The following is a 25,266-nucleotide window of genomic DNA, read 5'->3' on the forward strand; positions in this document are numbered from 1 at the left end:
TATAAGGGGTGATATTATGATTAAGACTAAATCGTTAAATTTTGTAGAACTGAAAAATAAAATTGAAGATATTTGGTATTCGCTAGAAGATGAATATGATATCTTTCCTTATAGATATGATAAGAAAAAAGATGAAGATTTACTTAAGATGAAAGAGTTCTTAGCAAATCATATGAATAGATATAATCAGGGGATTAGCACGACTGAGGATTCTAAGGAGATACTTAAAAAAGTTCAGTCATTTTTGGTAGAAACATTAGAAATGAATAAACAATCAGTTGAGCACTTAATAAGAGAACAGTTTATAGAATGTAGTCGTGAGTTTGTTGAAAGGGCAAAAGACTTCCAGAAGAATATAACTACTGAAAGTGTTTTCCAAGCTTTAAGAAATATTTGGACAATCAATAGTATGCAAATATATTTAAATAAAGAAGTTAAGTTAACTGATTCAATGTTTGCTTATAGTATGTTATATCCTTTGACAGATAATTTTTTGGATGATAAAACTTTATCTAGAGAGTATAAGCTAGAATTTAATAAAAGGTTTAGGAATAAGATAAAGACTGGTGAAGGGGTTGGAAAATCACAGCAGGAAAAAGATATTTTCTATATGATTGATTTGATTGAAAAGGATTATCCACGAGCAGAGTTTCCAGAAGTATTTGAAGCGCTGGTTGCAATCCAAGATGGTCAAAATATGAGCATTAAACAACATGGTCTTAGTGGTATTTATAGTGAGGATATTTTAGGAATCAGTATTTATAAAGGTGGGGCATCAGTGTTGGCAGATGCTTATTTAGTATGTGGTCATTTAGAAGAAGCAGATCAATTATTTGCCTTTACATATGGTGTAATTCTTCAAATAGCAGATGATTTTCAGGATATAAAAGAAGATCTTAAAAATAAACACTATACAATCATGAATATTCAAACTAAGTTTGGAAAGTTAGATAGTTTAATTAATAAATATTGTAATTTTATTGATTATTCTATAAAAGAGATTTTTAAAGAGGAGGGAGAACATCGGACTGCTTTAAAAGAACTTATTACTGAGAGTGTTCAATTGTTAAGGTTTGGAGCAGTTATTAAAAATAAAAGATATATTTCAAGAAAACTTTTTAAAAATATTACTAAAAGTAACTTCTTCTCTCCAAGAGTATATACAAATGTTGAAAAAGGTGTTGATAAACAATTAGAAGTGATAATGGCAAGTAAAATTTAATATAATTTATGATAAATTGTGAGGGAATAACAGTGAATTATAATATTGAAGTTATTAAGAAAAATGATTTTAAAACTAGTGAATGGTCTGGAGGAACAACAACTCAACTTATGATATACCCTAAGGATTCGCTATACAGTGAGCGTAACTTTAAATGGAGATTAAGTTCAGCAAAAGTTGAAGTAGAGGAATCCATTTTTACAAATTTACCGGGAATTTGGAGACTAATTATGGTTATCGAAGGAGAGTTACACCTTGAACATAAAGGTCATCATAAAGCTTATTTAAAACCATTCCAACAGGATTCTTTTAGTGGTGAATATGAAACTAGGAGTTTTGGAAAAGTTACAGATTTTAATTTAATGATGGGAAATGGTTGTAAAGGCGCTTTAGAACATCTCTCATTAAATAGAGGGGAGTCAAAGAATATTAGTTTTATCTGTGATATAGGGGAAGACCTTACAGAAATAACTGAAGTGTTTTATTGTGTAGAGGGAGAAATAGAAATTTTAACTGAAAATAATGAAAAAATAAATTTATTTAAAGGTGATTTGATTTCAGTAACTAGAGGTGAAAAGGAAAATCCATTAACATTTAAATTCACCAATAATAAACAGGCTCAAGTTAAAATAATTAAGGCAGTAGTATATTATTAAAAAATAGAGGAACTGTATTCGAATATACAGTTCCTCTATTTTTAGATTGTAAATTTTATAGCTATTTCTTAAGTTTATTATTATAAAATTCTAAAAAGTTCTCTTTAGGCATAGGTCTTCCGAAAAAGTAACCCTGCATTTCATCACAATTATTTGCTTTTAAGAAATTAACTTGGTCTTCATTCTCTACACCTTCAGCTACAATACCAAGTTCAAGGCTTTTTCCTAAAGCTAAAACGGTAGAAGCAATTATAGAATTATCCTTTTTTCCATCTATCTTTCCAACAAAAGACTTATCAATTTTTAATTTATTTACAGAAAAACTATTTAATTTACTTAAAGAAGAATAGCCTGTACCAAAATCGTCTATAGAGAATTTAACACCCATATCTCTCAATTCATTTATTACCTTTACAGTGTATTCTACATTTTTCATGGCTACACTTTCAGTTATTTCTAACTCAAGATATTTTGCCTCAAGACCTGTATCTTTTAAAGCATTAGATACCATTTTAGTTAGGTCCTGAAGTTCAAATTGACGTGCAGAAAGGTTAACTGCTACTGTTAAAGGTGGCAGTCCTGCGTTTTGTAAGGCTTTAGTATGTGCACAAGCAGTTCGAAGTACCCACTCACCAATAGGTACGATTAATCCAGTCTCTTCAGCTAAAGGAATAAATTTTACTGGTGGAACTAATCCCCATTTAGGATGCTGCCAACGTACTAAAGCTTCCATCCCAATTACATCTTCAGTTTTAGTGTTTACCTTTGGTTGATAATAGAGTACAAATTCATTATATTCTATCGCCCTACGCAAACTATTTTCCATTGCTAATCTCTCAAGGGCTTTTGCATTCATTGCAGGGGTATAAAGCTGGAAGTTATTTTTACCTTCTTCTTTAGCTCTGTACATAGCAACATCTGCATTTGTCAATAATGTTTCATCATCTTCTCCATCATCAGGAAAAACAGTTACTCCAATACTAATTGTTAGATAAAGCTCATGAGTATCTATGACTATAGGTTGCCTAATGGATTCAAGAATTTTATCAGCAATTTTGCCTACAACTTCTTCATGTGTTATTCCAGGAAGTAAAACAACAAATTCATCTCCTCCAAGTCTGGCAACAGTATCTTGTTCGCGTAAACAACCTTTTAATCTATTGGCAACTTCCTTTAATAATTTATCACCAATATCATGACCTAAGGTGTCATTAATAAGTTTAAATCTATCTAAATCTAAAAACATTACTGCTAATTTTTCATGTGTTCGTTTAGTACGTGAAATCTCCACAGTAATACGTTCTTTTAATAAAAGTCTGTTTGGGAGACCCGTTAAAGAATCATAAAAAGCTTGATATCTGATCATTTCTTCATATTGTTTTCGTTTTGTAATATCCCTTAGTATAATAGAGAAATAACATTTATCATCCACGTAAAATTTACTTAATGTAAAATCAATAGGGATTGAGGAGTTATCTTTTTTATGTCCTATTATTTCATTATGTATATCTGTAACTTCATTAGGGTCATTATGACAACCTTTTTTATAAACTTGAGGTATAAGGGTTGTAATATCTTTTTCTAGAATCTCATTTGATGCATATCCAAAAATTTCTTCGGCTGTTGGATTAATATACTTAATAATACCTTCAATATCAATGGTAATAATTCCTTCTTCAGCATGCTCAATAATTGAGCGGGCAAATGCTTCACTTTGATCAAGAGATATCTCAGTTTGTCTTGCATGGATTAAGCGTTTTAAACGTTGTCGTAAAACTGCCCAATTTATAGGTTTACTAATATAATCAGTTGCGCCTGCTTCAAAGGCTTGATTAACTGAATCTTCATCTTCTAAAGAAGTAACCATAATTACAGGAGTACGATTTCCGTTAGGTAATTCTTGAAGCTTTGAACATGTAGTAATTCCGTTCATTCCAGGCATTACAAAGTCCATTAAAACAACATCAGGTTTAGCTTGTTTAAAAATGGCAATTGCTTTAATTCCATCTTCTGCTTCAAGAACCTCATAACCTTCATTTTCTAGAAAATTACGAAATGTAGAGCGGATAAATTTTGAATCATCAACTATAAGGATTAAAGATTTCTTTTTGTCAAAAATATTATTAATCATAATTTTCTCATTGAGCTCCTTTCGGTTGTTCGGTATGTATAAGTAAATAATTATTATTCTTATTAATAGTAGTTTATGAAATTATTATATCATAACAATACAAAAAAATATGTACGAATGTAGAAAAATGTCGCAGAAGAATAACAAAGGCATGCAACCTAAGTTACATGCCGTAGAGATTTATAGTGCGATATTTAATTATAGATTTTGTTCGTACTGCTGTACCATTTTCTTAACCATTTCTCCACCAACAGAACCGCATTCCTTAGCTGTTAAGTTTCCATTATACTCAGTAAAGTGAACACCTAGTTCTCTAGCAGTTTCCATTTTAAATCTTGCTAATCCAGCTTTTGCTTCAGGTACTAAATTTTTAGACATTAGATATTCCTCCTTTATATTGCTTTTGTAAAGCTTTTGTATTGCTTTACATTAATAGTTTGTACTTTTTGAAAGATATTATGATGGTAGATTAACGGGATTAATGGTTAGAATTTCATACCTGTAAATAGCTAATTTTAAATTGATTTAACAAATTTCATATGAATTTTATGTTATAATTATAAAAGAAAAATTTAGAGACTTGAAATGTTTTTTGAAGTTGAAAATTATTTGTGAGTAAAAATAATATTAGTACAGTAATTCAGGTATAAGATACAATATTAATTTTTAAATTGTATTTCTAAAATATTTGGAGGTGAAATGTTGGAAAAATTTATTAAACTAATGAAAAGTAAAAAGATACTGATTTTATCAATTATAACTATGTCAATGCCAGCTATTCTTGAAATGGCATTAAATACGATGCTTGGTGTGGCTGATACAATTATGATAAGTAAATTTATAGGTAAAGAAGCGCTATCTGCTGTAGGATTTGCTAATCAAATTGTATTTGCACTGATATTTATTTTTTCATCATTCAATACTGGAGCTGTAGCAATGATTTCAAGAGCTTTTGGAGAAAAGAACTTTGATAAACTAAAGCAGGTTGCAGAGCAGAATGTTGTATTAAATCTTATTATTGGTATTACAATATCTATTGCAGTATATATTTTCAGAAATAGTATCTTTGGTATTTATTCTATTTCTGAAGAGGTATTCAGAAATACTATCACATATTTTAATATAATAATTATTGGAATGGTTCCTATGTTCTTAAGTTTTTCTTATGCAGCTATTTTAAGAGGATCTGGAGACACAAAAACACCAATGAAAATCACTGCAATTGCTAATGGGGTGAATATAATTGGTAACTACTTATTGATTAAAGGGATAGGCCCTTTACCTGAGATGGGAATAGCAGGTGCGGCGCTTTCAACATCCATATCAAGAATAATTGCAGTACTTTTATATATTTATATTTTATATATTAAAGACAGCTCAATTAAATTGAAATTTGAGTTATTCATTAATAAAAAAATAGTAAAGCCTTTGTGGCGTATAAGTATGCCAGGAGCATTTGAACAGGCATTAATGCAGGGGTCATTTGTTGTATTGGGTGTCATTATATCTCAATTAGATACATCATCTGAAGCTGCATTCAGGATTCTAATCCAAGTTGAATCACTATCCTTTATGCCGGCAGTTGGTATATCCATTGCAACAGCAACTCTTGTTGGTAAGGCTTTAGGTGAAAAAGATGTTCACAAAGCTTCTGAAACTGGATATATTTCTTCAGCACTTGGAGTTATTTGGGGTATTTTAATGGCAATTGTATTTATAGCAATTCCAGGGGGAATTCTAAAGGCCTTTTCCTCAGATACATCTGTGCTAGCAATAGGCGCAACTGCTATGCTATTTCTAGCATTAAATCAGCCAGGACTCAATTTTATGATTGTAATGTCAGGTGCATTAAGAGGAGCAGGGGATACAACAGCAGTTATGTTATATACATCTCTAAGGCTTTGGGTAATTTTCGTACCGATTTCATCTTTGTTAATATTAGTATTAAATATGGGAATTGCAGCAGTTTGGTATGCAGAAATATTATCATTTGTTATTTTCTCTGTAGTCATATTCTTGCGTTTTAGGAGTAAGAAATGGGCAGATGTAAAAGTTTAATAAATGAATAGTCCTAGGGACGGTTATTAAAACCATTATGAGAAATAAAATGTACCCTATAGAGTAGACACTATAAAAAAAGTCTACTTTATAGGGTATTTTTATGTATAATTAAATAAATGAGAATTCGGGGGATAAAAAATGAGTAAAAAGATATTTACAGAAGAACAAATAGAAACTTTGGCACAAAACAAATACGTAAAAAATGTCACTAATAAAGCAATTACGTATACTGATGAATTCAAAAAAATCTTTATAGCTGAGAATCAGAACGGAAAATTCCCTAGAGAAATATTCGAAGAATGTGGATTTGATGTAGATATCATAGGAATTGAAAGAGTAAGATCATCTGGTAAAAGGTGGAGAGCTGCTTATAGACATAATGGTGTATGTGGTTTAGCTGATACAAGAAGAAACAATTCAGGAAAGCCAACAACTAAAGAGCTTTCTTTAGAGGAGAAATATGCACGACTCCAAGCACAAAATAATTTACTGAAAGCTGAGAACGAACTTCTAAAAAAGCTCGATATGATGGAAAGGATGATGACGCGAAAGAAATAAAAATACTTCCTAAGGACAAGTTTATAATAATAAGAGATACAGTTAAAAAATATAACTTGAAAAATATGATTAGTTATTTATGTAATCTATCGGGCGTATCAAGGTCAGGATACTATAATTATTTTTCTGCAACAGCCATGGAATCAAGAAATAAGCGAGAGCTTTGTGATGAAGTAGCAAAAGACTTGATTTTAAAAGCATACAAGTTCAAGAATCGTAAAAAAGGTGCTCGTCAAATTAAACTGACATTAGACGGTCAGTTTGGTATTGTATATAATTTAAAGCGTATAAGGAGAATAATGAGAAAATACAACATTGTTTGCCCCATAAGGAAGGCTAATCCTTATAGAAGAATGGCGAAAGCCACCCATGAGCACAGAGTTGTCCCTAATTTATTGAATAGAGAGTTTAAACAAAATATCCCCGGAAAAGTACTGCTTACAGATATAACTTATCTAACGTATGGTAATAACAAAAGAGCATATCTATCTACGATTAAAGACGGTTCTACTAATGAGATACTAGCTTATAACGTAGCCACTAGCTTATCGCTAGATATCGCCACTGATACAATATATAAATTATTGAATAATAAAGATATTACTCTTGCCCCTGATGCCTTTATCCATTCAGATCAAGGAGCACATTACACTAGCCCCAATTTCCAAAAGTTAGTGAAAAGTTTTGGATTAGGACAATCAATGTCTAGACGAGGAAATTGTTGGGATAATGCACCTCAAGAATCATTCTTTGGACATTTTAAGGATGAGGCTTACATTAAATCATGCACAGCTCTGGACGAGCTTAAAGATGAAATAGATGAATACATGGATTACTATAACAATTACAGATATCAATGGAATTTAAAGAAGATGACTCCTGTATCATTCAGAAATCATCTTCAAGCTGCTGCATAGTCTTTTTTTATAATGTCCTTGACAAAGGGTACATTTTAAAATCATAGTGGTTTTTTTCATTGAAATAAAAGTTACAAATTGTATAAAAGTTGTGACAAAACTGTGACATTAGAAAACTAAAATCATAAGTGAAAGGAGGTGCAGCACAGTTGGAAGGTCAAAAGTTCAGGCATGAATACAAATATCACATTAACACTATGGATTATATTTCTTTAAAAAATAAGTTAAATAAATTTATGAGTTTAGATAACAATGCAATTAATGGGTGTGATTATAATATTAAAAGTTTATATTTTGATGATTTCAAGAATACAGCATTATTTGAAAAGATATTAGGAGTAAAGGATAGATATAAGTTTAGAATAAGAATTTATAACAATAAATCAGACTTAATAAAGTTGGAGAAGAAGATTAAACATGGACATCTTGTTGCAAAACAGTGGACTAGTGTTACAAAAGAAGAATGTGAGAATATTTTAGCAAGAGATTATAGCTTCATAAATAATAATTCACATCCTGTGCTAAAGGACTTTTACAGTCATATTAAAGCATTTAATTTAGAACCAAAGGTAATAGTTGATTATGATAGAGAGGCATACACATACAAAGCTGGAAATGTGAGAATAACTTTTGATAAAAGGTTAAAAACAGGGGTAAATGACTTAGGCTTGTTAAATCCAGAAGTGCCTTTAATTACTGCCTTAGAGAATAATATTATTGTAATGGAATTAAAGTATGATGAGTACTTGCCATCACATATTAGAGATATTCTATCTATAGGAAACAGGGAAGCGTTATCAAATTCAAAATATGTTATTTGTAGAAAATACACAAAAACAAATATGTGGGAGGAGAATTAATATGGGAGAAAAAATTACTTTCATGGATGTTTTCAAAAATAGCTTTACAGAGAATTTTGGTCAGTTAAGTATTTCAACGATTGTTTTATCATTAGGAATAACTTTTGTTTTAGGATTATTTATATTTTATATATATAAGAAAACTTATAATGGAGTGTTATATACAAAAAGTTTCAACGTATCACTATTGTTAATTTCATTAGTAACTTGTGTGGTTATCCTTGCAATTTCATCTAATGTAGTGTTATCCCTAGGTATGGTAGGTGCACTGAGTATTGTTAGATTTAGAACAGCAGTTAAAGATTCTATGGATTTAGTGTATATGTTTTGGGCTATAGCAGTTGGGATAGTAAATGGAGCAGGACTATTTTTATTAGGTATTATAGGATCTGGAATAATTGCTGTAATTCTTATAGCTATGAATAAGTTTGATTATAATGATAATGCATATTTACTAATTATGAACTATGATGATTCAGCAGATGAGAACAAGCTTTTAGAATCAATTAAAGCAGAAGCTAAAAAATGTAAAATTAAATCAAAGTCATTCAATAAGAATCAAGGAGAACTAACTTTAGAACTGAGATTAATTAAAGAAAATGCTTCTTTTGTTAATAATATTACAAAAGAAAGAGGAGTATCAAATGCAATGTTAGTTAGTTATAATGGCGATTACACATCTTAATAAGAGGTGATAGATATGAAAAAAAATATAATTATTACATTGTCCTTGTGTCTTATACTAGTATTAACTTATGTAGTTTCAAGCATTGCAGAAGTAAAGGTAATAGACACATACACTGAGGTTACACATGAAGAACTAAGCAGTGATGTACTAGAAAATGAGATTTTTATTGAAGGTGAAGTAGGAGAAATAAGATTATATATTCAGGATGGAGAATTAGACAAGATGTACTCAGATCCTTTAGCGGAAGAATATATCTTTGCTAATAAAGTAATAGTTAATGGAAATGAAGTTGAAAATGTAGGAATTAGGACAAAGGGGAATTCTAGTTTAGGACAAGTTGTTAGCAGTGGTTCAGAAAGATATAGTTTCAAGATTTCCTTTGATGAGTATGATAAAGGGCAAGATTTCTATGGTCTTAACCAATTGATATTAAATAATAACTTTGGAGATCCTTCTTATCTAAGAGAATATCTATCATACTATATCTTTAGAGAAATGGGATTACCTGCTCCTAGAACAAGCTATGCAGAAGTATATATTAATGATGAGCTAAAAGGTTTGTATCTAGTAGTAGAGCCAGTAGATGAAGCTTTTGTAGGAACTAACTTTGAAAATGCAGATGGAGACCTATATAAGCCATATATGCTTGACTTTGGTTGGCAGGGAGATTCAATAGAGGATTATGGTCATATGAACTTAAAAACAAATGAAGATTCAACTGATCATAGTGCATTTTTAAACTTAATTGATGTTATTAATAACGGAGGAGATCTTGAAGCGGTACTAAATGTTGATAACATACTTAAGTATTTAGCAGTAACAGTAGGAGTTGTCAGTTTAGATAGTTACCCAGGTGCTATTCCTCATAATTTCTATATATATGAAGAGGATGGTAAGTTCTCAATAATTCCTTGGGACTTTAATCAAGGATTTGGAGGGTTTTCTGCTAAATTGGATAGAGAGCAGCTGGTAAACTATATGATATTTGATCCAACTTCAGGACCAATGGAGAGCAGACCTTTAGTGGAGGTTTTATTCCAAAATCAAGAATATGTAGATCGATACGAAGAATACATCAAAGAGCTAATAAATGGTCCTATGAGCTATGAGAATATGGAAAAGATTATTGATGAAGTAAGCACTATGATAGCACCTTATGTGGAGAGGGACCCAAGTAAATTTTTCACTTATGAGCAGTTCTTAATAGGATTAGAAAAAGATCAGAGTATAGAGAGTGCGGCTCCTGTAGGAAATAACAATATTGAACGTACTCCAAGAGTTCCACAGGAAGGTGGAAATAAAGGTGAGAAAGCTGGAAATGGAAAAGGTTCAGATAAAAAAGCACCTTCAAAAGGTGGGGAAAATAGTGGTGAAATGAATAGGGAAAGTCAAGAAAGGGAACAAGGACAGGCACCAGCTAAAGGGCAAGGTGAAGCACCTATGAAAGGACAAGGTAAAGCACCAGGTATGGGGCAAGACCAAGCACCAGCAAAAGTACAAGGAGAAGCACAAGGAGAAGCACAAGGTAAGGCTCCTGCTAAAGGAGAAAGGCAAGTTCAAGAACAAGCTCAGGGTAAAGCATCCTCTAAAGGTGAAGAACAAGCTTCAAGTAAGGGGCAGACCAATCAAGGTAATGAGAATAGTGGTAAAGGTAATCAAGTTAGAGAAGAACAAAATCAAGTTAGTAATAAAATCATATATGGTCTAAAAGAATTTATTAGAGATAGAATAAATAGTATAGAAGGCCAATTAAATGGTACAATAAAATCATACAATGATGGAAATGGAAATGGTGGACAGTCAAGAGGAGCAGATGGGCAACCAAGATAATTTAATGTGAAGGGTAAACTAATTTAGTTTATCCTTGTCTGCATATAAGGAGTGATGAGTATTGCATAAAATATTAATTGCTGATGATGAGTTTAGAATAAGAAAGCTAGTAAAAGACTTTTTAAAAAGAGAAGATTTTATTGTATTAGAAGCTAGTAATGGTCAAGAAGCAACAGAAATTTTTTATAAGGAAGAAAATATAGATGTAGTTATTTTAGATGTAATGATGCCTGTAGTAGATGGATGGAGTGCATGTAGAGAAATAAGAAGAAATTCAAATGTACCTATTATTATGCTTACTGCTAGATCTCAGGAACATGATGAACTTTTTGGTTTTGAAATAGGCGCTGATGAATATGTTACAAAACCCTTTAGCCCTCTTATTTTGATAGCTAGAATCAAATCTCTATTAAATAGAGTGGAAGCTAAGAGTAATACAGTTAATTTAAATGGCCTGTTAGTTGATAAAAATGCAAGAGTTGTTTATTTAAACAATGAACCTTTAGATTTAAGTCCTATAGAATATGATCTCTTATTATACTTAGTTGAAAATAAGAATACAGCTTGTTCAAGAGATAGTATTTTAAATAAAGTTTGGGGATATGATTATTATGGGAATGAGAGAACAGTAGATACTCATATAAACAGATTAAGAATTAAATTGAAAAGCAAAAGTGGAATCATAAAAACCGTCAGAGGATTCGGCTATAGATTGGAGATAAATTAATATGAAATCTATAAAGGGAAAATTATTTATACAAATAACACTTATGGTTTTATCATTTGTGCTGCTTTTCTCTGTAGTAAACACCGTATTTTATAGAAATTATTATATGTATAAAAAAGAAAAATCACTTATAGAAATCAGTGGAAGTATAAGTAAGGCATATGATAATGATTACCATGAAGTAAACGAAATTATGGAGTACTATGAAAATAAGAAAAATACATTTATAGTAATAACAGATTCTAGTGGAAATTTAAAATATAGTACCTTAGAGAGAATAAGAGAGGATATTAAAGGGGGGGGAAAAACACGTCTTATTCCACCACTATTATCTTCAGATAAAGTTATAGATTCAAAAATTATTGATGAAAGTCGTGAAAGATATGTTGTAAGAGATAAAAATATGCAAGTAGATTTTTTAGTTATAAATGAAAAAATGAATAATGGAGATGAATTGTCAATAAGAGTTCCATTAGAAGCATTTAAGGAAAGTGTGATAATTACAAATCAATTTGCTTTAGCAGTAGGAATAGTAATAATAATCATTGGAGTAATATGGGCATATTATTTGTCTAAAAGATTTACAAAGCCAATATTAGTACTAAATGATATTGCTAAAAAAATGAGCCAATTGAATTTTGAAGAAACAGTAGATGTTAATCAGGAAGATGAGATTGGACAGTTAGGTAATAATATAAATAAATTATCTTATAAACTTGAGATGACAATAAATGAATTAAATAATAAGAATCGTATGTTGATAGATGAGATAAAAATAAAACAAGAAATTGATGAAACTAGAAAAGAATTTATTTATGCTGTTTCACATGAATTGAAAACACCTATTGCCCTTATTAGGGGGTATGCAGATGCTCTAAAATTAGATATTATGGAAAACCCACAAGATAAGGATTTTTATTGTGAGGTAATAGTTGATGAAAGTTGTAGAATGGATAGTATAGTTAAAGAACTTATGTCACTATTAGAGATGGAATCTGGTCAATATAAATTAGAAAAAAGCAGTATTGATATTTATACCCTTATAGATTATGATATAGCAAAGTTTTCAAATATACTTAAGGAGAAAAATATAAACGTTGATTTTGAAAATAAAGGCAATATTGAAGTATTAGTAGACCCTATGAAAATAGAACAGGTAATAGTAAATTATTTAAACAATGCAATTAATCATGTAGATAATAATAAAAAGATAAAAATCTCAATTGAAGAAAAGGAAGATAAGGTAAGAGTATTCGTGTACAATAGCGGAAAAAATATAGAAGAGGATAAGATAAAAAGAATTTGGGAGCATTTTTATAAAGTTGATAAAGCTAGAGCTAGAGAATATGGTGGAAGTGGATTAGGTTTATCTATTGTAAAAGCAGTTCAGAATTTGCATGGGAATGATTTTGGAGTGTTTAATGTTCCAGATGGAGTTGTATTTTGGTTTGATGTTGAGAAGAGTGAATGATAATGAGGATGTGACAAGGAACAACTTGTACACACTCATTCAAGATATTCAAAGCTAAAAAAAAGAGATATGAGTAAAATAAAAAATTCTAGAGTGAACTTAGTATAAATTTTAAAAAAAGTGTTAAAATAATAAAGGCATGTGACTTATGTTTCTTGTACTATATATCTATCCCCCATATATGATTATAGATTTCTTTGTATTGTACAATCATTTTTTTAACTATAGGTCCACATATGTAACCTACTTAAGCTGAAGTTAAATCAACATTGTAATCCTATTTAAGGTTTACTCTGAATTCAATAGCAGTTTCCATTTTAAATTTTGCTAAACCTTCTTTTGCTTCAGGTACTAAATTTTTATCCATTAATAATTTTATTTGATGTTACTATGTATTAATAGTTTGTACAAATATTAAAATATTATGATGGTAAATAATTGGAATAAGTGGTTAGGATTTCATAGGAAGAAAAAATGGTTTTCAGTATAAGAAGAACAATTTAAGGACTTAGGAACATGCTAAATGATTATAGAAAACCCATGTAGTACATTGATATTTACTACATGGGTTTTTATTTTATTCATAGATTTTCTCAGGCTTAGGATATTCAGTATCAAAAGTATCAACAGTAACATTTTCAAAATATTCCATCACATCAGGCACATCATATCCATATTTCATACTTGTATTGCTTTTATTTATTTCTATAATCACATCCATACCTTCAATTACCTTTCCAAAGGCTGGAACAATAGAATCCAGTTTAGATTCATCTTTTGTCATAATAAAGAAACTTCCAGCAGATGCATTTGGTGTGTATTCATAATCTGCCATGGCCATACCAACAACTCCTGATTTAAAAGATAATGGATTATGATAATTTTCTTTGTTGAATTCGCCATTTATTATGTATCCTGGAGATACATCTGTACGTTCTGGTCCGGGCATATTTGGATCTCCTGCTTGAATTAATCGTCCATTTACAACTCTAACAAAGGCCATATTATCAAAGAATTTTTCTTTAATTAAATAGATAAAATTATTAACTGTATTCGGTGCAAATTCAGGATATAATTCTATTTTAATTTTCTTTCTATTTCTCATTGTAATAGTTACTATAGGATGTTTCATTTTATCACCTCTATTTTAAATTATAACATAATAGTGCTATAATTTACCTATAAGAGATATTAAAGAGAGGTTAATATGAACAATAAATTGAAGTTTAATTTAACTATTGAGCAAATGGAAGGGAGTAAATTATCATGAATTTGATAAGCGCATTAACCGCTTCTCTTCTAATCACAGCAAGAATTATATACGAGGTTAATTTTACAAAGATAAATACAGTGAAAATTGAAAGCAGTAAACTTAAAAATATAGATGAACTAAGAGTTATGCAAATAACAGATTTTCACAACAAAAAAATGTTTAGTGAGAAAAAATATAAGAAAATCATAGAAAAATGTAATCCTCATTTCATAGTAATTACTGGAGATATTATTAGTAAAAATCATAAAGAATTTAGTAGTGCCTATAGGTTAATTAAAATACTTTTAGATTACACAGATAAAGTATTTTTCGTAATGGGAAACCATGAATGTTCTAATAAGAGAAGCTATGAATTTTTGAATGAGATTAGTAATATGGGAGTAAATATTTTAGATAATAAAAGTGTAGTTTTAAAAATAGGGCAAGAGAAGATTAATATTTGTGGAGCTAGTGATGCAAGAAGTCAGAGAGATAACCTGAAGAAAACATTTAATAATGTGGATTTTACTAAATTGTCAATTTTATTAAGTCATTCACCACAAATCTTAGATAGAGATGAATATATAGAATGTGAGTTGACTTTACTTGGAGATACTCATGGTGGGCAGATAAGACTTCCTTTTATAGGAGCATTATTTACATCTCAAGGGATGTTTCCTAAGTTGCAAAAGGGACTATATTTCTTGAAAGGTAAAGACAGAGCAGTATATATTGATAGTGGAGTTGGGGTTCACTCTCTTCCCATTAGGTTTTTAAATAGATCTCAGATGAGCTTAATAAGGGTTATTAATAAACATAAGAATAGAGCTGATTTCTATATTCAATAGAAATCAGTTTTTTTGTGATTATTTATTAAATTATCTCTCCTTATAACACATTAATATTATTATTGAAATTGTAAAATTTATGTAACTAACATTTAAACATATACATATAACATTAATTCATTCAATTTAGGAAAAAATTACAATAAAATATAAATAACAAATTTAAGAAAATTAATCTTCTAGGGGGGATTTTAATGAAAAGGAAGTTATTTGGGGCCGTAATGGCTGCGGTTTTCGTAGTTGGAACTTTTTCAGGTTGTAAATCAGATGATAAACCAACTGAAAATGTAAGTAACATTAAAACAATTGGAACTAATGATTATGGTTGGGAAATTCCTGAAAAAACTTTTGAATTTTCTTTTTATCAAAAAGGTCAAATTAATCCAGATGATACGGAAAAAACAACGAAATTACTTAAAAAATATATCTTAGATGAATTTAATGTGAAAATAAACAAAATTGTTTATGACACAGATGCAAATGAGAGATTTAATCTAATGTTGTCATCTGGAAAGTATCCAGAGGTTATGACTGGATTAAGTAAAGCAGATGTAGTTAGATTACAACAATTGGGGAAATTAAAAGATATTACATCATATGTTGATAAGTATGGTAGTAATATTAAGAATGAATTGGGTGATTACTACAATAGATATTTAGATGAAGATAACAAATTATATAAGTTGCCATATGCTTGGGGACTTCTACCAATACCTGATTATTCAGCTCATATAAGATTAGATTGGTACAAGGAATTAGGAAAACCTAAGTTTGAAACACCAGAAGAGTATTATGAAATATTGAAGAAAATGGTAGACAAGCATCCAAAAGATGAAAATGGTAAAAAGACATATGCATTATCTTGGAACCAATACTGCAGCATAAATACAATAGCAGGTGTATGGGGATTGAAAAATGGTTATAAAGAAGATAATGAGCACAATTTAACACACTGGATAAATACTTCTGAAGGACGTGAGTTTACAGAGTTCTATAATAAGGTTTATAGAGATGGTATGCTTGATCCAGACTCTTTTACAAATAAATATGATGACTGGAAGGCAAAGTTTTCAGGGGAAAGAATTGCTGGACACATAGGGCCATGGTGGCAGAGTTGGAATGCTGGGCATGAAGTTTGGCAAAAGCTTGATAAAAAATGGAGTGATGAACAGAGATATGTTCAAGTTAAGTTAAAGGATAAGGATGCTGATAAAGCTTACCTTAGTCCAAAAGATACAACTGGTTGGGGATATACAGTTATAACTGATAAGTGTAAAAATCCAGAAATGATTATTAAATTCCTTAACGCAGCAATTACTCCAAATGGTACAAGGTTATTTGCATGGGGTGTACCTAACTTAGAAAACTCCAACTGGAATTTTAAAGATGGTAAATGGAGCTTTAATCAAAAATCAAAAGAGGAAATCATAAACACTACTTATGATTATGAAGAGCATGATTTACTTGGACCTAATAAATTCTGGTTAATTCATCCACAAGGAGCTATGAGTGATAATTTAAAGGTTAATGCGTGGATAGACCAATGTTTTAATGATGAAGCAAAATGGAAAAAAATTATGAATGATAATTTAAGAGATACAGTGTATGATAATTCAGCTATGAGCCAAATAGATTTCTTAGCAGATAACCCAATAACAGTTAAGAAGCAACAAGTTAAAGATATCATAGATACATATTGGGCGAAGACTGTATTAAGTAAAACAGAGAAAGAGTTCAATAAGAATTATGAAGATATGAAAAAGAAACTAATCAAAGCTGGTGTTAATGAACTTCAAAAATATATGACAGAACAATATAAGATCAACGTAGAAAAGTGGGGGAAATAAAAGAACAAAATCTCAAGTGAATTGTGTCATTTTGTTGTAAAGGAATTAACTATATAAAATGACTGCAATAAAAAGAGAAGGGTAAAACTCCTTCTCTTTTTAATAAATTCAAGGAAGATGTTTTGTCAGGAGGGGAAGAATGAAGAATCTATCTTTGCAGGTAAATGACAAGAAAGTTAAGAAGAATGGAAAAATAGATAAGATTAAAAGAAGATTTCTTAGAGAGAAGCAGATATGGTTAATAAGCATTCCTATAATTTTATGGGTATTAGTTTTTGCTTATTATCCAATGTATGGGGTATTTATGGCATTTGTTGATTACATACCTGGGAAAAGTATATTGCAATGCGATTGGGCAGGGCTAAAATACTTTAAACAGTTTTTTGAATCACCAGATTTTTTCTTGATTATTAGAAATACTTTAGTAATAAGTGGATTGAATCTGTTAATTGTGTTTCCAGCACCAATTTTCTTATCATTATTAATCAATGAATTAAGAATGAAATATTTTAAGAAAACTGTTCAAACAATCTCATATCTACCACATTTCATTTCATGGGTAGTTGCTGCAAGTTTGATTTATTCCCTATTAAGTAGCGAGGGATTGATAACCACTATGTTAATGAAGGCTGGTATTATAGACAGTGAAATGTCAATTTTAGGTGAAGGAAAATATTTTTGGGCTATTATAACTTCGGCTAATTTATGGAAGAGTGTAGGATGGTCATCAATTATTTATCTTGCTGCTATGGCTGGAATAGACAAAGGTTTATATGAGGCTGGGGAGGTAGATGGACTAGGAAGATTCGGAAAGATCTGGCATATAACTCTACCTGGAATAAGAACTACAATAATATTATTGTTTATTCTTAATATTGGAAGTATCCTTAATGCAGGATTTGAACAACAGCTTCTTTTAGGATCTGATCAAACAAGAGAATATTGGGATGTAATTGATACCTATGCGTATAGGTACGGTATTCAATTAGGAAGATACTCATATGCTACAGCAATTTCATTTATCAAGTCTACCATTGGTCTTGCTCTTATTTTCTCTGTAAATCGATTAAGTAAGAAATTGTTTGACCTGTCAGTAATATAACTAAATAGTTGTGGGGTGAGGGGATGAAAAGAAGGTATAAAGAAAGTCTGGGAAGTAAAATATTTGATGTATTTAATATAATTTTTATGATATTACTTGTGGTTATTATGCTCTATCCATTTTTAAATCAATTAGCAATCTCTTTAAATGATAGTACAGATGCTATTAGGGGAGGCATATATCTTTGGCCGAGAAAGTTTTCATTAAGATCATATGAGTATGTATTTATGAATAAAAAGCTGCTAAAATCTGCTTTGATTTCTATTTTAAGAGTAATAGTTGGAACATCTACTAGTGTTATTGCAACGGCACTATTAGCTTATATAATTACTATACAAGGATTTTCAGGAAGAAAATTTATCAGAAGACTTTTTGTTATAACTATGTATTTTAGTGGAGGATTGATTCCATTCTATTTATTAATGATTAAATTACATTTGATAGATACATTCAGTATTTATTGGATACCAAGTTTATTCAGTGCATATTACATGTTATTGATTGCTGCATATATTCAGAAAATACCTACTTCTTTATGTGAGTCTGCTAGGATGGATGGTGCTGGTGAGTTAAGAATATTCTTTAAGATAATATTACCTATATCTGTTCCTGTTATAGCTGCAATTTGCGTTTTTTCAGGAGTGGGACACTGGAATTCATGGTTTGATGTAATGATCTATAATCCATCAGGAAAATGGGATACAATGCAAGTAATTTTAAAAAGAATGTTATTAGAAGTTGAGGCACTTGAAAATATAACAGATCAGCAAATGGCTAGTACTAAATTTGCCAAACTGACAGCTAAAACAGTACGTGCGGCTACTACTATGATAGTAACTATTCCAATTGCGCTGATATATCCATTTTTACAGAAATACTTTATATCAGGAATAACAATTGGGGCAGTTAAAGAATAGTCATGATTGTATAAAGGAGGGATTGATAATGATCACCACTGGTATTTTAAGCAAGGTTGAAGTTAATTCATCAAATAAGGAAATTGTTCATGGATTTAAATGGGCAAAATTACAAGCTCTTGAGTATGTACGTTTTGGTGATCCCGTAGGAGCGTGGTATGAAGCTGCTCTACCTGAAAGGGATGCATTTTGTATGAGGGATACTGCCCATCAAAGTACAGGAGCCCAAATATTGGGATTACAAGTACATACAAAGAATATGTTAAAAAAATTTGCTGCAAATATTAGTGAATCTAGAGATTGGTGCAGCTATTGGGAAATTAATAAAGATGATTTACCAGCCCCTGTAGATTATAAAAGTGATGAAATATTTTGGTACAACCTCCCTGCAAATTTTGATGTATTAGATTGCTGTTATAGACAATACCTTTGGACTGGTGATGAAGATTATATTCAAGATTCTATATTTTTAAATTTTTATAAGCGAACAGTTGAAGAGTATGTTAAAAGCTGGGACATAAATAATGATGGGATAATGGAACATAAAGGGGAATGTCCATATAGAGGGATACCATCATATTTAGAATTTCAGGTTGGGGAATATGGAATATTAGCTGCAAGTGATCAGATTGCTGCACAATATGCAGGTTATCATGCTTATTCTAAAATCCAAAGTTTAAGAAATAATTTTCTAGAAGCTAATGAATATGAAAAAAAAGCAAAAGTAATGAAGAGAATATATAACTCATTATGGTGGAGTAAGAGGGATAAAAACTTTTATACCTTCATATTAGAGAATGGGAATTTTTTCGGTACATCCTTAAAAGATGCATGGAAAAATCCAAATGTTGTTACGCCAATGCCTTTATATTTTAATCTTCCTGAAAGGGGACTAAAGACTGAGTGCGCTATTAAAGTTCTTTTAGAATGTAGAAATATTAATGTTGAAACAAAATCACATTACCCTGAAGTATTATATAAGTATGGATATAAAGAGCAGGCATTTGAAGTTTTAAAGGAATTAATGAGTCCATTACTTAAAAGAAGAGAGTATCCAGAGGTTTCATTTAGTGTAGTTGGAAGTATTATTACTGGTATGATGGGTGTAAATCCCGATGCCACAAGAAAAGTGATTGAGACTACACCGAGACTTACAGATGAGGTGGATTGGATTACAATAGATAATATTCCAGTATTTGAAAATGAGATATCCCTTAGGTATAATAAAAATAAAGAAGCTGTTTTAAGGAATATTTCAGGTGATACTTTATATTGGAAAGCTGCTTTTGAAAATGATGTTCAAGAGTTAATAGTGGATGATATTAAAGTAAAGACCAAAAAAGAAATTAAAATTGATGGTTTAAAATACTCATATGTTGAAATCCCGGTTGGAAGAGGGGAAGAGCATGTAATTAAAACTATTTAATTAACGTGTCTCTTGGAAATTTAATGTATTATAGGGGGATAAAATGGATAGTGAAAAAAGTTTTAGTAAATTACCAATATTTACGATGATAAATTATTTCTACTGGTTTTTTATAGGGAATATGTATTTTGCCTTGGTTAATATCCCGCTGTTATTTCTTTTGTTTTTTTCAAGCGCACCTCGTTCTATACAACCAAGTTTAGTAGAAATATATTTATTTTGTTTACCTGTAGGACCTGCATTTACTGCTTTGCTGGGTGTAATGGGAAAATTTATTCGAGAAAAAGATTTAAGTATAACAAAAGATTTTTTTAGAATGTATAAAAGGAATTTCAAGCAATCATTACTTATATGGTCCATTGATTTAGCAGCACTAATAATTCTTTATGTAGATATTAAATTTATTAATAACGTATTTGGGATATTATTTATTATTTTATTTATGATAGCATTTTTAATAGGAGTATATATATTCCCTTTGATATCACGATTTCATTTGAAGACTAAGGATGCAGTTGTTTTATCTTTCATATGCATATTTAAACATTTTAAAGTAACCTTACTCTTAATAATATCACTAATAGCAAGCGGGCTAGCATTTTATTCTATTCCTGGAGTAAGTATATTATTTATTGGAAGTATAGTATGTTACAGTATAATGTATTTTCAGAAAGATATCTTAAAGGATTTTGAAGAGAAGGCAAAAGCAAATACCTAAGGAAATTTAATTTAATAAGAAATAAAAAAGGGCTTTCTTTGAAAAGTCCTTTTTATTTGTCTAATTCAATTCTGTAATCACTGGGTGAACAACCTTTTATAGATTTAAACGTCTTAGAAAATACTAATGGATCAGAATAACCTATAGAACGAGCTATATCTCCTATGTTTAAATTTTTATGGTGTTTCATAAGTTCACAGCCCTTACTAATTCGATAATGTATTAAAAACTTTTGTGGTGAAACATTTAGTGTCTTTTTAAATAAACTACTAAAATAACTTCTGTTTAACCCGAGGTGGTCAGCCATATTTTTAATGGTTATATTTCTAGAATAATTCATTTCAATATATTCGACAGCTTTGAGAATATATTCATCTTTATAATGCAAGTTGTCTTTAAGGTTGGATTCTTCAATTAACTTAGATAAGAATAAATATAGATATCCTAACATTCTCACTTCTCTACCACGTGAGAGTTTTGAACTTTCAGTGAGTTTTTTTAAACAGTCGATAATAAATTCGCTATCCTTAGGTTTTATTATAGGGTTATCTGAATCGAGACCAATTTGTTTGATATATTGAGGTGCCTTGATTCCATTAAATCCCACCCATAGATAATTCCAAGGGTTTTCCTCATCTGCTTCATAATAGGTTATATCATCAGGACAAATTAAAAAACCTTCATTTTTTTTAATTTCGTATACTTTATCTTTAAGGTAGAACTTACCTTGTCCATCTATTACGAAATGAATTAAAAAGTGATCTCTAACTGTAGGGCCATATGAATGTTTTGGCTTACATTTTTCCCACCCGCAGTGATAAACATATATATTTGAATCATATTTAGTGTTTATTTCTAGAATTAATTCTTCCATAAATTGTTCTTGGGTAAATTTTGCAGACATAGTAACCTCCAAGTTAATTAATAGATAAATAAAACTTATTTAACTTATAATATATGCAATATTCTAAATAATTTAAATTTTATTATATTTTACATCAAAATCAAAATAATGACAAATTGGAAATAATAACATTAAACCATATTCTAATGACATAACTCTATATATCTTTCCCTTTATTCATTTTAAAATAATGGTAGAAATAATTTTAATATAGTTAAAAGAAAAAAGGGGGATTAACATGCCAAAAATTACTTTTATGGGAGCAGGGAGTACAATTTTTGCTAAAAATGTTTTAGGGGATGTAATGCTTACTCCAGCATTAAGAGACTCTCATATTGCACTATATGATATTGATCACAAGAGATTAAAAGAATCAGAAATTATGTTGAATAATATAAACAGAAATTCTAACGAGAATCGTGCTGAAATTGTTGCATACACAGATAGAAAGGAAGCATTAAGAGGGGCAGATTATGTAGTTAATGCAATTCAAGTAGGTGGGTATGAGCCTTGCACAGTTACGGACTTTGAAATTCCTAAGAAATATGGTCTTCGTCAAACCATAGCAGATACTATTGGTATTGGGGGAATATTTAGATCCTTAAGAACAATTCCTGTTTTATTCGATTTTGCAAAAGATATGGAAGAAGTATGTCCAGATGCATGGTTTTTAAATTACACAAATCCAATGGCTACATTAACAGGTGCAATGCTGAGAGGTACAAACATTAAAACAGTTGGATTATGTCACAGTGTACAAGTTTGTGCAAAATATTTATTGAAAGGTTTAGATATTCCTGAAGAGGATGTGCAGTGGAAGATAGCGGGGATAAATCATATGGCATGGCTTTTAGAGATTTCTAGAAATGGTCAAGATTTATATCCTGAAATAAAGAGAAGAGCATTAGAAAGAGAAACACCGCATTATGATATGGTACGTTATGAAATAATGAAGCAATTCGGATATTATGTTACAGAATCAAGTGAACATAATGCAGAGTACATGCCATATTTTATTAAAAGTAAGTACCCTGAATTAATAGAAAAATTCAATATACCTTTAGATGAATATCCAAGAAGATGCATTGAGCAAATAAAGGGTTGGAAAGAGATGGGAGAAGAACTTGTTAACAACAAGAACTTAGAACATAAAAGAACAACTGAGTATGCATCGTATATTATGGAGGCTATGGAAACTGATATCCCATACAAGATTGGAGGAAATGTATTAAACACAGGGTTAATAACTAACCTACCTAAAGATGCAGTTGTAGAGGTTCCTTGTATGGTAGATAGAAGTGGAGTTACTCCTTGCTATGTAGGTGATTTACCACAACAGTTGGCAGCCTTAAATAGGACAAATATTAATACTCAATTATTAACAATTGAAGCTGCATTAACAGGAAAAAAAGAGTATATTTATCAAGCTGCAATGTTAGATCCACATACATCAGCTGAGTTATCAATTGATGATATACGTTCACTTTGTGATGATTTAATTGAAGCACACGGTGATTGGCTTCCAAAGTTTGAATAAAAAGATTAGCAACGTAAATGAGTTATCAAGTACGTTGCTAATTATTTTTTTGAAAAAGGTATATATAGTTAGAATGCATCTATACATTTTATTATGGTTAGTACTATAATTGATATATAAGTCTTATAATTTATTACATATAAGTTACTTCACATAATAACTAAAGATGGAGGATTCCACATGCTTAATAGCTTTAATAGTGTTTTAACAATTTTTATTATGATAGGGACAGGCTTTATTTTAACTAAGAAAGGTCTTTTCACTAAAGAAACTAGTAAACTATTTTCTAAGATAGTTATAAATGTTTCACTTCCATTAATGATGATTGTAAATATCCCCATGAGATTTAGTAAAGAAAAACTATCTAATTCTGTAAATGGAATAACAGTAGCTTTTTTTAGTATTATAATCACATATATAATTGCTGTGTGGTTGTGTAAAATTCTAAAAATTGATAAAAGTAAAAAAGGGATAGTTTGTACAATGATTGCATTTTCAAATTCTATATTTATAGGATTACCTGTAAATATTGCATTACATGGTGAAGAAAGTGCAACATATGTATTTCTTTTTTACATAGCAAACACATGTCTCTTTTGGACTATGGGAGTAACTAGCATAAGAAGTTGTAACCCAAATAAGAGTAATATGTTTACTGGTATTAAATCTGTTAGAAAGATTTTTTCTCCTCCATTAATTGGATTTATAATAGGTATTACTTTGGTACTAGTGGAGATTAATTTGCCTGTTTTTATTGTGAATTCATTTAGATATATTGGAAATTTAACTACTCCTCTATCAATGTTTTTTATTGGTACAATAATATATTCAATTAATTTTAAGAACATAAAATTAGATGCATGTAGCTATATGGTGTTTATTGGAAGGTTTTTAATTGCGCCTCTGATAATGTTTGTAAGTTTAAAAGTATTTCAATTACCTGTCTTATTAAATAAAGTTTTTATAATAGAATCGGCAATGCCAATTATTACTCAAGCTGCATTAGTTTCTGACTTCTACGATACAAACTCAGATTATGCTGCTCTATTGGTAGGTTTATCGACTGTTTTAAGTATGTTAATTATACCTATTTATTCATTGATATTTTAATTAGAAAAAACAGACATGAGAATATAAGAATATTATATGTAAGCAAAATAAAACCTCTTTAATGAAAGTTAAAGAGGTTAATTAATATTATATATATTATAATTAATTTTTAATTATTAAGTTAAAATTGAACTATTTTTTTATCAAAGCCTCAATTTCATTTTGTTCAAAAAGAAACTCTTCCCCCTTGTTAATCATTACACAAGGAAGTCCTACTCTGCCTGCTTTTCTAATTTCTTCAAATTCAGCTCTGGTATCTCTATGCTTCAAAAATTTCTTTAAGTTTAACATGCTGTCAGTAATATCAAGATATACAAATTCAACATCATTTTGTGAAAGAAACTCTTTCACTGGTTGACACCCAGGTCAGTGCTTACTGCCAAAAACTGTGATTTTTTTCATTTTAATCCTCCTAACGAAAAATAATATTAATTTCATTATTTCCTTTATAAATATTTTAACTCAATTACTATTAATTTAAAAG

The 25,266-nt window shown here is 30.0% G+C and carries 22 protein-coding genes and 1 pseudogene; 17 read left to right on the plus strand and 6 right to left on the minus strand.

Going from position 1 to position 25,266, the window contains the following annotated elements; all coding sequences use genetic code 11:
* Nucleotides 1-16 precede the first annotated feature (16 nt).
* Together OW730_RS10070 and OW730_RS10075 are read left to right on the plus strand one after the other, a co-directional pair.
* Nucleotides 17-1,222, plus strand: coding sequence for a class 1 isoprenoid biosynthesis enzyme (locus OW730_RS10070; protein ID WP_271228891.1), 1,206 nt, complete (start codon nt 17-19; stop codon nt 1,220-1,222).
* 8 nt (nt 1,223-1,230) lie between these two features.
* Complete coding sequence (locus OW730_RS10075) at nt 1,231-1,878, plus strand: HutD/Ves family protein (protein WP_271228892.1); 648 nt, start codon at nt 1,231-1,233, stop codon at nt 1,876-1,878.
* A 61-nt stretch (nt 1,879-1,939) separates the two neighbouring features.
* On the opposite strand, the gene OW730_RS10080 is transcribed toward OW730_RS10075, so the two are convergent.
* Nucleotides 1,940-4,009, minus strand: a complete 2,070-nt coding sequence (locus tag OW730_RS10080) for an EAL domain-containing protein (RefSeq protein WP_271228893.1) — start codon at nt 4,007-4,009, stop codon at nt 1,940-1,942.
* Between the two features lie 198 nt (nt 4,010-4,207).
* Nucleotides 4,208-4,387, minus strand: a complete 180-nt coding sequence (locus tag OW730_RS10085; RefSeq protein ID WP_271228894.1) for an alpha/beta-type small acid-soluble spore protein — start codon at nt 4,385-4,387, stop codon at nt 4,208-4,210.
* Between the two features lie 345 nt (nt 4,388-4,732).
* Here OW730_RS10085 and OW730_RS10090 point away from each other — a divergent pair, with 345 nt between their 5' ends.
* From OW730_RS10090 to OW730_RS10120, 7 genes are all read left to right on the plus strand, one after another.
* Complete coding sequence (locus tag OW730_RS10090; protein WP_271228895.1) at nt 4,733-6,067, plus strand: MATE family efflux transporter; 1,335 nt, start codon at nt 4,733-4,735, stop codon at nt 6,065-6,067.
* Between the two features lie 141 nt (nt 6,068-6,208).
* Nucleotides 6,209-7,545, plus strand: a protein-coding gene (locus tag OW730_RS10095) for an IS3 family transposase (RefSeq protein WP_442945378.1) whose coding sequence is annotated in 2 segments (ribosomal slippage) — nt 6,209-6,590 and nt 6,590-7,545 — 1,338 coding nt in all. Because the reading frame shifts where the segments join, the coding sequence is not laid out codon by codon here.
* 149 nt (nt 7,546-7,694) lie between these two features.
* Nucleotides 7,695-8,405: a polyphosphate polymerase domain-containing protein gene (locus OW730_RS10100; protein ID WP_271228896.1), complete on the plus strand. Its 711-nt coding sequence runs from the start codon at nt 7,695-7,697 to the stop codon at nt 8,403-8,405.
* A gap of 1 nt (nt 8,406) precedes the next feature.
* Nucleotides 8,407-9,090 (plus strand): DUF4956 domain-containing protein, encoded by a 684-nt coding sequence (locus OW730_RS10105; protein WP_271228897.1) that lies wholly within the window; start codon nt 8,407-8,409, stop codon nt 9,088-9,090.
* Nucleotides 9,091-9,105: 15 nt separating this feature from the next.
* Nucleotides 9,106-10,923: a CotH kinase family protein gene (locus OW730_RS10110; protein ID WP_271228898.1), complete on the plus strand. Its 1,818-nt coding sequence runs from the start codon at nt 9,106-9,108 to the stop codon at nt 10,921-10,923.
* Nucleotides 10,924-10,984: 61 nt separating this feature from the next.
* The gene (locus tag OW730_RS10115) at nt 10,985-11,650 is read left to right on the plus strand and encodes a response regulator transcription factor (protein WP_271228899.1); all 666 of its coding nucleotides are present in this window, start codon (nt 10,985-10,987) and stop codon (nt 11,648-11,650) included.
* 1 nt (nt 11,651) lies between these two features.
* Nucleotides 11,652-13,121 carry a sensor histidine kinase gene (locus OW730_RS10120; protein WP_271228900.1) on the plus strand — a complete coding sequence of 490 codons (1,470 nt, stop codon included), beginning with the start codon at nt 11,652-11,654 and terminating at the stop codon, nt 13,119-13,121.
* Between the two features lie 250 nt (nt 13,122-13,371).
* On the opposite strand, the pseudogene OW730_RS10125 reads toward OW730_RS10120, so the two are convergent.
* Nucleotides 13,372-13,488, minus strand: a pseudogene (locus OW730_RS10125) (small, acid-soluble spore protein, alpha/beta type); the annotation flags it as partial.
* A 210-nt stretch (nt 13,489-13,698) separates the two neighbouring features.
* Complete coding sequence (locus tag OW730_RS10130; protein WP_271228901.1) at nt 13,699-14,253, minus strand: peptidylprolyl isomerase; 555 nt, start codon at nt 14,251-14,253, stop codon at nt 13,699-13,701.
* A 134-nt stretch (nt 14,254-14,387) separates the two neighbouring features.
* Between OW730_RS10130 and OW730_RS10135 the strand changes: the two genes are divergently transcribed.
* The 6 genes from OW730_RS10135 to OW730_RS10160 all read left to right on the plus strand — a co-directional run bounded on the left by OW730_RS10135 (nt 14,388) and on the right by OW730_RS10160 (nt 21,231).
* Nucleotides 14,388-15,221, plus strand: a complete 834-nt coding sequence (locus OW730_RS10135; protein WP_271228902.1) for a metallophosphoesterase — start codon at nt 14,388-14,390, stop codon at nt 15,219-15,221.
* Between the two features lie 194 nt (nt 15,222-15,415).
* A complete protein-coding gene (locus tag OW730_RS10140) occupies nt 15,416-17,068 on the plus strand; it encodes a sugar ABC transporter substrate-binding protein (RefSeq protein ID WP_271228903.1) in 1,653 nt (550 codons plus the stop codon).
* Between the two features lie 139 nt (nt 17,069-17,207).
* Nucleotides 17,208-18,170, plus strand: coding sequence for an ABC transporter permease (locus tag OW730_RS10145; protein WP_271228904.1), 963 nt, complete (start codon nt 17,208-17,210; stop codon nt 18,168-18,170).
* 23 nt (nt 18,171-18,193) lie between these two features.
* Complete coding sequence (locus tag OW730_RS10150) at nt 18,194-19,087, plus strand: carbohydrate ABC transporter permease (RefSeq protein WP_271228905.1); 894 nt, start codon at nt 18,194-18,196, stop codon at nt 19,085-19,087.
* A 28-nt stretch (nt 19,088-19,115) separates the two neighbouring features.
* Nucleotides 19,116-20,513 (plus strand): hypothetical protein, encoded by a 1,398-nt coding sequence (locus tag OW730_RS10155; protein ID WP_271228906.1) that lies wholly within the window; start codon nt 19,116-19,118, stop codon nt 20,511-20,513.
* Between the two features lie 43 nt (nt 20,514-20,556).
* Nucleotides 20,557-21,231, plus strand: a complete 675-nt coding sequence (locus tag OW730_RS10160; RefSeq protein WP_271228907.1) for a YesL family protein — start codon at nt 20,557-20,559, stop codon at nt 21,229-21,231.
* A gap of 52 nt (nt 21,232-21,283) precedes the next feature.
* Here the strand turns inward: OW730_RS10160 and OW730_RS10165 are convergent, their stop codons facing one another.
* Nucleotides 21,284-22,135: an AraC family transcriptional regulator gene (locus tag OW730_RS10165; protein ID WP_271228908.1), complete on the minus strand. Its 852-nt coding sequence runs from the start codon at nt 22,133-22,135 to the stop codon at nt 21,284-21,286.
* Between the two features lie 238 nt (nt 22,136-22,373).
* Between OW730_RS10165 and OW730_RS10170 the strand changes: the two genes are divergently transcribed.
* Together OW730_RS10170 and OW730_RS10175 are read left to right on the plus strand one after the other, a co-directional pair.
* Entirely contained in the window at nt 22,374-23,672 is a 1,299-nt protein-coding gene (locus OW730_RS10170) for an alpha-glucosidase/alpha-galactosidase (protein ID WP_271228909.1), read from the plus strand.
* A gap of 180 nt (nt 23,673-23,852) precedes the next feature.
* A complete protein-coding gene (locus OW730_RS10175; RefSeq protein ID WP_271228910.1) occupies nt 23,853-24,782 on the plus strand; it encodes an AEC family transporter in 930 nt (309 codons plus the stop codon).
* Nucleotides 24,783-24,914: 132 nt separating this feature from the next.
* On the opposite strand, the gene OW730_RS10180 is transcribed toward OW730_RS10175, so the two are convergent.
* Nucleotides 24,915-25,133, minus strand: a complete 219-nt coding sequence (locus tag OW730_RS10180) for a hypothetical protein (RefSeq protein WP_271228911.1) — start codon at nt 25,131-25,133, stop codon at nt 24,915-24,917.
* Between the last annotated feature and the right edge of the window lie 133 nt (nt 25,134-25,266).

Source organism: Oceanirhabdus sp. W0125-5 (assembly GCF_027938815.1).
GTDB lineage: Bacteria > Bacillota > Clostridia > Clostridiales > Clostridiaceae > Oceanirhabdus.

Coding starts and splice junctions, on each gene's coding strand:
- OW730_RS10070 (WP_271228891.1), top strand. CDS start 17: ATGATTAAGACTAAATCGTTAAATTTTGTAGAACTGAAAAATAAAATT.
- OW730_RS10075 (WP_271228892.1), top strand. CDS start 1,231: ATGATAAATTGTGAGGGAATAACAGTGAATTATAATATTGAAGTTATT.
- OW730_RS10080 (WP_271228893.1), bottom strand. CDS start 4,009: ATGATTAATAATATTTTTGACAAAAAGAAATCTTTAATCCTTATAGTT.
- OW730_RS10085 (WP_271228894.1), bottom strand. CDS start 4,387: ATGTCTAAAAATTTAGTACCTGAAGCAAAAGCTGGATTAGCAAGATTT.
- OW730_RS10090 (WP_271228895.1), top strand. CDS start 4,733: ATGAAAAGTAAAAAGATACTGATTTTATCAATTATAACTATGTCAATG.
- OW730_RS10105 (WP_271228897.1), top strand. CDS start 8,407: ATGGGAGAAAAAATTACTTTCATGGATGTTTTCAAAAATAGCTTTACA.
- OW730_RS10110 (WP_271228898.1), top strand. CDS start 9,106: ATGAAAAAAAATATAATTATTACATTGTCCTTGTGTCTTATACTAGTA.
- OW730_RS10120 (WP_271228900.1), top strand. CDS start 11,652: ATGAAATCTATAAAGGGAAAATTATTTATACAAATAACACTTATGGTT.
- OW730_RS10130 (WP_271228901.1), bottom strand. CDS start 14,253: ATGAAACATCCTATAGTAACTATTACAATGAGAAATAGAAAGAAAATT.
- OW730_RS10135 (WP_271228902.1), top strand. CDS start 14,388: ATGAATTTGATAAGCGCATTAACCGCTTCTCTTCTAATCACAGCAAGA.
- OW730_RS10140 (WP_271228903.1), top strand. CDS start 15,416: ATGAAAAGGAAGTTATTTGGGGCCGTAATGGCTGCGGTTTTCGTAGTT.
- OW730_RS10145 (WP_271228904.1), top strand. CDS start 17,208: ATGAAGAATCTATCTTTGCAGGTAAATGACAAGAAAGTTAAGAAGAAT.
- OW730_RS10150 (WP_271228905.1), top strand. CDS start 18,194: ATGAAAAGAAGGTATAAAGAAAGTCTGGGAAGTAAAATATTTGATGTA.
- OW730_RS10155 (WP_271228906.1), top strand. CDS start 19,116: ATGATCACCACTGGTATTTTAAGCAAGGTTGAAGTTAATTCATCAAAT.
- OW730_RS10160 (WP_271228907.1), top strand. CDS start 20,557: ATGGATAGTGAAAAAAGTTTTAGTAAATTACCAATATTTACGATGATA.
- OW730_RS10165 (WP_271228908.1), bottom strand. CDS start 22,135: ATGTCTGCAAAATTTACCCAAGAACAATTTATGGAAGAATTAATTCTA.
- OW730_RS10170 (WP_271228909.1), top strand. CDS start 22,374: ATGCCAAAAATTACTTTTATGGGAGCAGGGAGTACAATTTTTGCTAAA.
- OW730_RS10175 (WP_271228910.1), top strand. CDS start 23,853: ATGCTTAATAGCTTTAATAGTGTTTTAACAATTTTTATTATGATAGGG.